The organism is Actinotalea sp. (assembly GCF_041597215.1).
Classification (GTDB): domain Bacteria; phylum Actinomycetota; class Actinomycetes; order Actinomycetales; family Cellulomonadaceae; genus Actinotalea.
Window position 1 is genome coordinate 1 of record NZ_JBFHHB010000116.1, and the last position, 9,847, is coordinate 9,847.

General features: G+C 73.5%; 10 protein-coding genes and 1 riboswitch. Of the genes, 8 read left to right on the forward strand and 2 right to left on the reverse strand.

Features of this window, described 5'->3' with window-relative positions:
* Positions 1-43 precede the first annotated feature (43 nt).
* The 7 genes from ABWK99_RS09545 to ABWK99_RS09575 all read left to right on the forward strand — a co-directional run bounded on the left by ABWK99_RS09545 (position 44) and on the right by ABWK99_RS09575 (position 7,477).
* A complete protein-coding gene (locus ABWK99_RS09545; RefSeq protein ID WP_372594465.1) occupies positions 44-1,120 on the forward strand; it encodes a lactate dehydrogenase in 1,077 nt (358 codons plus the stop codon).
* Positions 1,117-1,644: an ACT domain-containing protein gene (locus tag ABWK99_RS09550; protein WP_372594466.1), complete on the forward strand. Its 528-nt coding sequence runs from the start codon at positions 1,117-1,119 to the stop codon at positions 1,642-1,644. Before ABWK99_RS09545 ends, ABWK99_RS09550 begins: the two co-directional genes overlap by 4 nt.
* Positions 1,645-1,741: 97 nt before the next feature.
* Positions 1,742-1,834: riboswitch (glycine riboswitch) on the forward strand.
* 174 nt (positions 1,835-2,008) lie between these two features.
* Positions 2,009-4,882: an aminomethyl-transferring glycine dehydrogenase gene (gene gcvP, locus ABWK99_RS09555; RefSeq protein WP_372594467.1), complete on the forward strand. Its 2,874-nt coding sequence runs from the start codon at positions 2,009-2,011 to the stop codon at positions 4,880-4,882.
* Positions 4,879-6,015, forward strand: a complete 1,137-nt coding sequence (gene gcvT, locus ABWK99_RS09560; RefSeq protein ID WP_372594468.1) for a glycine cleavage system aminomethyltransferase GcvT — start codon at positions 4,879-4,881, stop codon at positions 6,013-6,015. Before gcvP ends, gcvT begins: the two co-directional genes overlap by 4 nt.
* Positions 6,016-6,091: 76 nt before the next feature.
* Positions 6,092-6,457: a glycine cleavage system protein GcvH gene (gene gcvH / locus ABWK99_RS09565; RefSeq protein WP_372594469.1), complete on the forward strand. Its 366-nt coding sequence runs from the start codon at positions 6,092-6,094 to the stop codon at positions 6,455-6,457.
* Positions 6,458-6,693: 236 nt separating this feature from the next.
* The gene (locus ABWK99_RS09570; RefSeq protein ID WP_372594470.1) at positions 6,694-6,930 is read left to right on the forward strand and encodes a LuxR C-terminal-related transcriptional regulator; all 237 of its coding nucleotides are present in this window, start codon (positions 6,694-6,696) and stop codon (positions 6,928-6,930) included.
* A 118-nt stretch (positions 6,931-7,048) separates the two neighbouring features.
* A complete protein-coding gene (locus ABWK99_RS09575; protein ID WP_372594471.1) occupies positions 7,049-7,477 on the forward strand; it encodes a (deoxy)nucleoside triphosphate pyrophosphohydrolase in 429 nt (142 codons plus the stop codon).
* A 13-nt stretch (positions 7,478-7,490) separates the two neighbouring features.
* Here the strand turns inward: ABWK99_RS09575 and heR are convergent, their stop codons facing one another.
* Both heR and ABWK99_RS09585 read right to left on the reverse strand, forming a co-directional pair.
* Positions 7,491-8,276 carry a heliorhodopsin HeR gene (heR, locus tag ABWK99_RS09580; RefSeq protein WP_372594472.1) on the reverse strand — a complete coding sequence of 262 codons (786 nt, stop codon included), beginning with the start codon at positions 8,274-8,276 and terminating at the stop codon, positions 7,491-7,493.
* Between the two features lie 33 nt (positions 8,277-8,309).
* Positions 8,310-8,915: a DNA-3-methyladenine glycosylase I gene (locus ABWK99_RS09585; protein WP_372594473.1), complete on the reverse strand. Its 606-nt coding sequence runs from the start codon at positions 8,913-8,915 to the stop codon at positions 8,310-8,312.
* 104 nt (positions 8,916-9,019) lie between these two features.
* Between ABWK99_RS09585 and ABWK99_RS09590 the strand changes: the two genes are divergently transcribed.
* Positions 9,020-9,847 (forward strand): alpha-amylase family glycosyl hydrolase (locus tag ABWK99_RS09590; RefSeq protein ID WP_372594474.1); only part of this gene is annotated, 828 nt, incomplete at its 3' end.

A 9,847-nucleotide genomic window follows, 5' to 3' on the forward strand; every position in this document is an offset into this window, starting at 1 on the left:
GCCCGGCAACAGCGTCGACATCTGCGCGGCCTAGGCTCGGCGGATGGACATCGCGGTGCTCGGCGCCACCGGGGACGTGGGCCGGCAGGTCTGCACCCAGCTGATCGAGCGCAGGGTGCTGCCCTCCTCCTCGCGTCTGCAGCTCGTCGGGCGCCCCGACGGCCGTTCGGGGCGGGCGACGCACGGTCTGCGTGCGGACCTGGTCGACGCCTATGACGAGCACGCCCCGCTCATCGACGTCGCGCTCGACCCGGCGGAGGTCGTCGCCGATGTCGTCGTGCTCGCCGCGGGGCGCACCGCGCCGGCCGTGGCAGGCGGCACCACGGACCGCGGGGCCCTCGCCGCTGACAACCACGCGGTCTTCGCCGCGTACGCGCAGGCCCTCGCGGAGAACGGTTCCGGGCACGAGGTCGTCGTCGTGGTCTCGAACCCCGTCGAGCTCGGCGTCGCGGTGATGGCGCAGGCGCTGGGCCGGCACCGGGTGATCGGGATGGGCGCCTGGCTGGACACCCTGAGGTTCCGGCGCGAGATCGCCTCCTCCCTCGGGCTGCGCAGGCATCGCATCGGCGGGTTCGTCGCGGGTCAGCACGGAGCGGACCTGGTGCCGCTGTGGTCGACCGTGCGCGTCAGCGGGCTCGACGTCGCCGAACGGGAGGCTGCCGTCGCGGGCCTGCGGCGCGGCAGGAGCCTCGACAGCTTCGAGGAGGAGATCACCCAGGCGCAGGGCGTCCTGCTCAGCATGGAGATCGGCGCCGCTTACGACCTCGTCGACACCTGGCCGGCCGACCTGCGCTCGATCGTGCGACCGTGGCTCACGCACACGAGCGGAGCCAAGACCGCGGCGGGCACGGCCGGGGCGACCGTCGACCTGGTGGACACCCTGCTCGACGGCAGGGAGATCGTCGTCGCGGGGCAGGTGGCGCTCGACGCGGAGGTCAGCGTCGCTGGGGAGCCCCTGCGCGGGGTCCTCGGCGTCCCCGTGGTGCTCGGCCCGGAGGGGTGGACGCGCGTGCTGTTGGACGAACCGGCGCCGGACGAGGCGCGCAGGCTGCACTCCTGCGCGGCTCGGATCGACGCGAGCCTCGCTCCGTGGGGCCTCGACCGGGCGGGCCGCGCATGAGCGCCGTCGACCCGCGGGACCGGCCGGCGGCCGAGGAGCTGACCGAGGCCATCGACGGCCCCGTCGGCTGGGTCGCGCTCGTGCGGGGCGAGGACCGGCCCGGCACGCTCACGGCGCTGACCGGCGTCTTCTCGAGCAGAGGGGTGAGCTTCGAGTCGCTGTCCACCGGAGCCGTCGACGGCGCCGTCGGCACGATCGCCGTGACCTTCACGACCACCACGCGCCGCCAGGCGCTCCTCATGCGCACCGTGAGCCGGCTGGCCGTCGTCTCGGCCGCACAGGTGCGCCGCGCGGACGATCCGGCCGTGCTCGCCGCGGCGATCGTCCATGTGCCCGACGCAGCGGTGGTCGACGCCGTGGACCGGGCGCTCGGCCCCGACGTCCGGGTGACGCGGGGCGCCGTCCTGCCGGGGACGGGCGGGACGGTCCTGGTGGAGGGCAGCCTCGCCGGGGTGTCGGGGGTGGTCGCCGCGGCGCGCGAGCGCGGTGCCGTGGCGACGGCGACGGTCGTCCTGGCGCTGTGAGCCCGTCCATCCGGTGGTGCGGGTCTCGTCGCCGGGTTCCGTGCGCCGTATGCTCCCTGCGGGCGGTCCGCGCCGCCGCACAACCGAACACGCCGCTCGAACCGCGACGGGAGAGCCCCGGTGACACCCGGGGCGCCGAAGGAGCAACCCTCCCCGGGAAACTCTCAGGCCCCCGTACCGCCGTGGTGAGGCAACTCTGGAAAGCGGCCACCCCCGGGTGGCCCACCGACGGTGCACGTCGGGCTCGACCCGCTCGCGTGGGCCGCGCCCGGCCAAACTCTCAGGTCGGGGCACCTGCCCCGGAGGACAGAGCGGGGAGGCCCTCGACGACCGGTGCACGCCGGTCCGGACCACGGAGCCACCCATGAGCCAGCTCGTCCCCGCAGCCGACGGTTTCGTCGACCGCCACGTCGGGCCCCGCCCGCAGGACACCGCCCGGATGCTCGACGCGATCGGTTCGCCCTCGCTGGACGCCCTGATCGACGAGGCCGTCCCGGCGTCGATCCGGATGGTCGGCGACCTCGACCTGCCCGCCGCTCGTAGCGAGTCCGAGGTGCTGGCGGCGCTGCGCGAGATCGCCGGCCGCAACCGGGTGCTCACCTCGATGATCGGACTGGGCTACCACGGCACGATCACCCCGCCGGTGATCCGCCGCAACGTCCTGGAGAACCCCGCCTGGTACACGGCCTACACGCCGTACCAGCCGGAGATCAGCCAGGGCCGGCTCGAGGCGATGCTCGTCTTCCAGACCATGATCGAGGACCTCACCGGGCTGCCGGTCGCGGGCGCCAGCCTGCTCGACGAGGCCACGGCGGTCACCGAGGCCGTCCTGCTCATGCGGCGCGCCGTCAAGGGCAAGGAGGGGGGCGCCGTCGTCGTCGACGCGCGCTGCCTGCCCCAGACCCTCGCCGTCGTGCAGGGACGTGCGGAGGCGATCGGCCTTCCGCTGGTGGTCGCGGACCTCGCCGACGGCCTTCCCGTGCTGGACCCGGGCGTCGAGCTCGTGGGCGTCGTGCTCCAGCAGCCGGGGGTGAACGGACTCGTGATCGACGCCGCGCCTCTCGTCGAGGCGGCGCATGCCCGGGGTGCCCTCGTCGCTGTCGCAGCGGACCTGCTCTCCCTGACCATGCTCACCCCTCCCGGCGAGATCGGCGCGGACATCGCGATCGGTTCGGCGCAGCGCTTCGGGGTGCCGCTGTTCTTCGGCGGTCCGCACGCCGCGTACATCGCGGTGCGCTCGGGCCTGGAGCGCCAGCTGCCCGGGCGCCTGGTCGGGGTGAGCGTCGACGCCGACGGCGCGACCGCCTACCGGCTGGCCCTGCAGACCCGCGAGCAGCACATCCGCCGCGAGAAGGCGACGAGCAACATCTGCACAGCGCAGGCCCTGCTCGCCGTGGTGGCAGCGATGTACGCGGTGCACCACGGGCCGGACGGACTGCGTCGGATCGCGGAGCGGGTGCACTCCCGTGCGGTGCAGGTCCGCGCCGGGCTCGCGGCGCGCGGGGTCCCGGTGATGCACGAGCAGTTCTTCGACACCGTCGTCGCCGAGGTCCCCGGCGGTGCCGCCCAGGTGGTGGCCGCCGCGGCGGAGGCGGGGATCAACCTGCGCCTCGTCGACGAGGACCGCGTCGGGCTCACCTGCGACGAGACGACGACGGCGGAGGACGTCGCGCGGGCGCTCGAGGCCTTCGGCGGCCGGGCGGTCACCTCCGAGGCAGCCGTGCGGCTCGCTCTGCCCGATGCCCTGCCCGAGACCCTGCTCCGCACGAGCCCGATCCTCGAGCACCCGACCTTCCACCGCTACCGCTCCGAGACGGCGTTGCTGCGCTACCTGCGCCGGCTCGCCGACCGCGACCTGGCGCTGGACCGCACGATGATCCCGCTCGGCTCCTGCACGATGAAGCTCAACGCGGCGGTCGAGATGGAGCCCATCTCCTGGCCCGGCTTCGCCGACGTGCACCCCTACGCCCCGGCCGACCAGACCGCGGGGTACGCCGAGCTCGTCGAGACCCTCGAGCGCTGGCTCGCGGCGATCACGGGCTATGCGCGGGCGAGCGTGCAGCCCAACGCCGGCTCCCAGGGGGAGCTCGCCGGTCTGCTGGCCATCCGCGCCTACCACCGCTCGCGGGGGGACGAGGACCGGGACCTGTGCCTGATCCCGGCGTCGGCCCACGGCACCAACGCGGCGTCGGCCGCGCTCGCCGGGATGCGCGTGGTCGTGGTCGCCACGGCCCCGGACGGAACGATCGACCGGGGCGACCTGCACGCCAAGCTCGAGGCGAACGCCAGGAGGGTCGCGGCGATCATGATCACCTACCCCTCGACGCACGGGGTCTTCGAGGGGGAGGTCCGCGAGGTGTGCGCCGCGGTGCACGCGGCCGGTGGCCAGGTCTACATCGACGGGGCCAACCTCAACGCGCTGGTCGGTCTCGCCCGGCCCGGGGCGTTCGGCGGTGACGTCTCGCACCTCAACCTGCACAAGACCTTCTGCATCCCGCACGGCGGCGGGGGCCCGGGAGTCGGGCCGGTCGCCGTCGCGGAGCACCTCGTGCCGTTCCTGCCGGGCGACCCGACCCCCGGTGCCCAGGGGTCGCCCTCGCTCCCGCCCGTGTCCGGTGCCGCGCACGGATCGGCCGGGATCCTGCCGATCTCCTGGGCCTATGTCGCCCTCATGGGCGGGGCGGGCCTGCGCCGGGCGACCGAGCTCGCGATCCTCTCGGCCAACTACCTCGCCACGCGACTCACCGAGCACTTCCCGGTGCTCTACACCGGGCCCGGTGGGCGCGTCGCCCACGAGTGCATCCTCGACCTCCGGCCGCTGACCATGGCGACGGGGGTGACGGCGGAGGACGTGGCCAAGCGCCTCATCGACTACGGCTTCCACGCCCCGACGCTCTCCTTCCCCGTGGCGGGCACGCTCATGGTCGAACCGACCGAGAGCGAGGACCTCGCAGAGCTCGACCGCTTCGTCGAGGCCATGATCGCCATCCGCGCGGAGATCGCCGAGGTCGAGGCCGGGACCTGGGCGCTCGCCGACTCCCCGCTGCGCAACGCCCCGCACACGGCGGGCAGCGTGGTCGCGGACGGCTGGGACCGCCCCTACAGCCGCGAGCTGGCCGCCTTCCCGGTCCCGGCCCTGCGGGTCGACAAGTACTGGCCGCCGGTGCGCCGGATCGACCAGGCTGCAGGAGACCGCACCCTCGTGTGCGCGTGCCCGCCGATCGAGGAGTACGTATGACCGACGTGATCGCCTCCCCGCTGCACACCGAGCACGTGGCCCTCGGTGCGAGCCTGACGCCCTTCGCCGGCTGGGACATGCCGCTGCGCTACACCTCCGACCTCGCCGAGCACACGGCCGTCCGCACGGCTGCCGGTCTCTTCGACCTCTCGCACATGGGTGAGATCGGGGTGAGCGGTCCGGATGCGGCACGGCTCCTGGACACGGCCCTCGTGGGCAACCTCGGGGCGCTCCGCCTGCACGGGGCGCGCTACACGATGATCTGCGCTCCGGACGGCGGGGTGCTGGACGACCTCATCGTCTACCGGCTCGGCGAGACCGCCTTCCTCGTGGTCGCCAACGCCGCGAACCACGACGTCGTCGTGGCGGCCCTGCGCGAGCGGGCCGCCGGCTTCGACGTCCAGGTCGACGACGCCTCGCTGCGGACGGCCCTGGTCGCGGTCCAGGGTCCGCGCGCCCTGGAGGTCCTCGGCGCGACGCCGGGGCTGACCGGTGCGGACGAGCTCGCGGCGATGAGGTACTACTCCTGCCTGCCGGTGACCTTCGACGGCGTCGAGGTGCTCGCCGCGCGGACCGGGTACACCGGTGAGGACGGATTCGAGCTCTTCGTCGACGCGGAGCACACCGTCGCCCTCTGGCGGGCGCTGCTGGGCGCGGGAGAGCCGTTCGGGCTCGTCCCGGCCGGCCTGGCTGCGCGCGACAGCCTGCGGCTCGAGGCAGGGATGCCCTTGTACGGCCATGAGCTCGACACGACGACGACCCCGTACGACGCCGGCCTGGGTCGAGTGGTCCGGCTCGACAAGGTCGACGAGGCGGGCGCCGTGCTCGACTTCGTCGGCCGTGCCGCGCTCGCCGCCCGCTCCGAGGCCACCGCCACCCGGACCCTCGTCGGACTGGAGGGGCTGTCCCGCCGTGCGGGCCGCCCCGGGCACCTGGTCGTCGGTGGGGACGGGAGCGTCGTGGGCGAGGTCACCTCCGGGGCGCCGTCGCCGACGCTCGGCCACCCGGTCGCGATGGCCTACGTCACCCCCGACGTGGCCGAGCCGGGAACCGAGCTGGGTGTCGACGTCCGTGGGCGGGTCGAACCCGTGCGGGTCGTGGCCCTTCCGTTCTACCGTCGTCCCCAGGGCTGAGCCGGATGGCCGCGCCTTCCACCCGCTGTCCGCGATCCGTCCACCGCCGGCCGACCGGCCTCCTCGAGGAGAACGCATGAGCATCCCCACCGACCTCCAGTACACGGCCGAGCACGAGTGGGTCCGTGCCGGTGACCCCGCGACGATCGGCGTGACGGCCGTGGCGACGGACGCCCTCGGCGACATCGTCTTCCTCGAGCTGCCCGAGGTGGGCTCGACGATCACCGCAGGAGCGGTCTGCGGGGAGATCGAGTCGACCAAGTCCGTCTCGGAGCTCTTCGCCCCGGTGACCGGGACGGTCGTGGAGGTCAACGACGCGGCGGTCGCGGACCCGGCCCTGGTGAACTCCGACCCGTACGGCGAGGGATGGTTGCTCAAGGTCTCCGTGGAGTCGGCCGAGGGGCTGCTCGACGCCGAGCAGTACGCGGCCCTCGCGGGCTGATCCCAGCATGTGGACGCCGGGCGGTGTCGTCGCCGCTCCGACCCGGGGCTCGATCCAGGCTTCTGACCTGCGGTGATGGTCTCCGCCCTGCGCCTCGCGGCATCCTCGCCGCGAGGTCAAGGGACACGCGGACGAAGGTTCGGGTGAAAACCGCGTCATAGCCGCACGCCGTCCCGCTCTCTCCAGGTGTACCCGAAGACGGTGTCCCCCCGGCACCGCTGAACCTGGAGGTCCCCATGGCCGTCGAGACGTTCGACCTGCGGATGGTCCCGTCCCAGCGCAGCTCGCTGACCCGGCGTGAGCGCGTGATCCTGTCCAACCTGGACGAGGAGACCACGCTCGAGGAGATCGCGACCCGCCTCTTCGTCACGCGCAACACCGTGAAGTCGCAGGTGCGCAGCGTCTACCGCAAGCTCGGGGTCTCGACCCGCGCCGACGCGGTGGCCCGCGCCCGCCAGTACGGCCTGCGCTGAACCCGTCCGCGTCGACCGGGGAGGGTCCGGTCGGCACGGGACCATGCACCCCGGGTGCCGCATCGTCGGCCCCGGGGTGCGTCGTTCCCGGGCGGTCGCGGTGCGGGAGACTGGACGGATGATCCCGACGCCCGTCCTCGTGGTCGCGGTCGCGATCCTCGACGACCTCGACCGCCCCTCGCGGTTGCTCGCCGCGCGACGCAGCCGCCCCGAGCACCTGGCCGGGCGCTGGGAGTTCCCCGGCGGGAAGGTCGACCCGGGGGAGACCCCGCACGAGGCCGTGCACCGCGAGGTCCGGGAGGAGCTCGGCGTGCGGGTGGCCCTCGGCACGGAGGTGCGTGCGCCCCGCGGTACGGGCTGGCCCATCACGGAGCGACATGTCCTTCGCCTGTGGACGGCCGTGGTGATCGAGGGTGACCCTGCCCCGCTGGTCGAGCACGACGAGCTGCGCTGGCTGGACCGGCCGGACTGGCACGGCATGGACTGGCTCGACGGCGACGTGGCGATCGTGCACGAGCTCGCTCGACTCGCGGACGCCGCTCGCTGAACGCTGCTGCCCGCTACCCCGCGAGCGTCCCGCCGAACACCTGCCAGGCGAGGGCTGACTTCGCCACCAGGCTGAGTGTGATGTACGTGCGCTCGCCGACGAGGTAGTCCCGGTATTTCCCCACCTGCTTGTACTGCGCCCACTGGACCAGGGCGAAGACGTTGAAGAACAGGAACAGGGACACGATGATCCCGTAGACGAACGCCGGCGGCTCGGCGCCGCTGGTCGACCCGGGTGCGATGACGTAGACGAGGACGGCGAGCCACGGCACCACTCCCGCGAGGCAGCCGAAGACGAACGGCAGCCAGCCGCCGTCGCCCGGCTGGTGGTACGTCTCCTGGAGCCAGCCGAACAGGATCATCGAGGCGTTCACGCCGAACAGCGCGAGCAGGGCGGCCACGTCGCCGATCCCGGTGATCATCGCGATCAGCACGATCATCAGCGAGCTGGACAGCGAGTACTCGACCCAGCGGAACACGTTGATCCGACGGTCGAGGCCCCCGGTGTACCGCTCGAACGTCCCGGGTGCGGAGACGAGGACGTGGAAGAGGGCCGACAGGGCCAGGAACCCGGCAACCGCGAGCCCGACGCGTACGTCGAGGATCGTGACGGTCTCCCCCGGGCTCCCGGGCGGGCCGATCAGGTAGGTGCCGGTGATCGGCAGGGTGAAGGCGTTCGCGAGGGCCAGGACGGCAGCGGCCTGCGCGGCGTGGAACACCGCGGCGACCAGGTTGTAGCGCCGCAGCGAGCGGTACCGCCCGGCGAGGTCGCGGTGCGGGGTGGCGGCGATGGCGCTCATCGACGGGCTCCTTCGGTCTCGGGATTCCTCAGCCTACTGAGGAATCGCCGGTCCGCGCGGTGAGCGCAGGACCGGGCAGCCCTCGAGGTGGTCGTCGACCAGTCCGCAGGCCTGCATGGCCGCATAGGCCGTGGTCGGACCGACGAAACGGAACCCGGCGCCCTTGAGCTCCTTGGCGAGAGCAGCGGACTCGGGGGTGGTCGCGGGCACCTCGCCGAAGGTCGCCGCGCGCGGGGTGCGCACGCGCTCGGCCGGCGCGTGCGACCAGACGAGGTCCGTCAGGGTCCGGTCCGCCGCCCAGAGCCCGAGGACGGCGCGGGCGTTCGAGATGGTGGCGTCGATCTTGGCCCGGTTGCGCACGATCCCCGCGTCGGCGAGCAGGCGAGCGACGTCGACCTCGTCGAACCGGGCGACGATCTCCGGGTCGAAGTCGGCGAACGCGGAGCGGAACGCCGGCCGCTTGCGCAGGATCGTCAGCCAGGACAGCCCCGACTGGAAGGCCTCGAGACTGAAGCGCTCGTACAGCTCGCGCTCCCCGCGCACGGGCCTGCCCCACTCCGTGTCGTGGTACTCCGCGTAGAGGTCGTCGCCGTCACCGAAGCAGCGCCCCTGGGCCTCCGGACCGTTCGCACCGCTCATGCCGCGGACGCTAGCAGCCGGGCCGACGGGCCAGGGTGCCTCGGCGCGCGCCGGTCGACGGCCGGGCGCTCAGCGGAGGAGCCCGGCCCTCCTAGGCTCGTGGGGTGACCCGACCGGTGCAGGACCCCCCTCCTGTCGACGCACCTGCCTGGTGGCGCGAGGCCGTCGTCTACCAGGTGTACCCACGGTCCTTCCAGGACGCGGACGGTGACGGGAACGGTGACCTGCGGGGGATCGCCTCCCGTCTGGGGTACCTCGCCGAGCTCGGCGTCGACGCGCTGTGGTTGTGCCCGTTCTACCCCTCGGGCGGGGTGGACGGAGGTTACGACATCGTCGACCACACGGGGGTCGACACGGACTTCGGCACGGTGGAGGACGTGACAGCGGTGATCGCGGCCGCCCACGCGCACGGCCTGCGCGTGCTGGTCGACCTCGTGCCGAACCACGTCTCGGACCGGCACCCCTGGTTCCGGGCCGCGATCGAGGGCGGGCCCGGAGCACCCGAGCGGGAGCTGTTCCACCTGCGGCCCGGCCGAGGGCAGGGCGGCGACGAACCGCCCTCGAACTGGCGCAGCGTCTTCGGCGGCCCGTCCTGGACGCGGATCACCGAGCCGGACGGCACCCCCGGCCCCTGGTACTACCACCTCTTCGCCCCCGAGCAGCCCGACCTCAACTGGCAGCACCCTGCCGTGCTCGCCGAGCTCGAGCGCGTGGTCCGCACCTGGCTCGACCGGGGAGTCGACGGGTTCCGGATCGACGTCTCCGACGCCCTGATCAAGGATCCCGCCTTCCCCGACACCCCCGACGGCTCCCCGGTGATCCCCAAGGGCGAGGACTCGGGGGTGCACGAGGTCTACCGGGCGCTGCGTCGCGTGATGGACGAGTACCCGGGGGACCGCGCCGCCGTCGTGGAGACCGGGGCCCCGGACGAC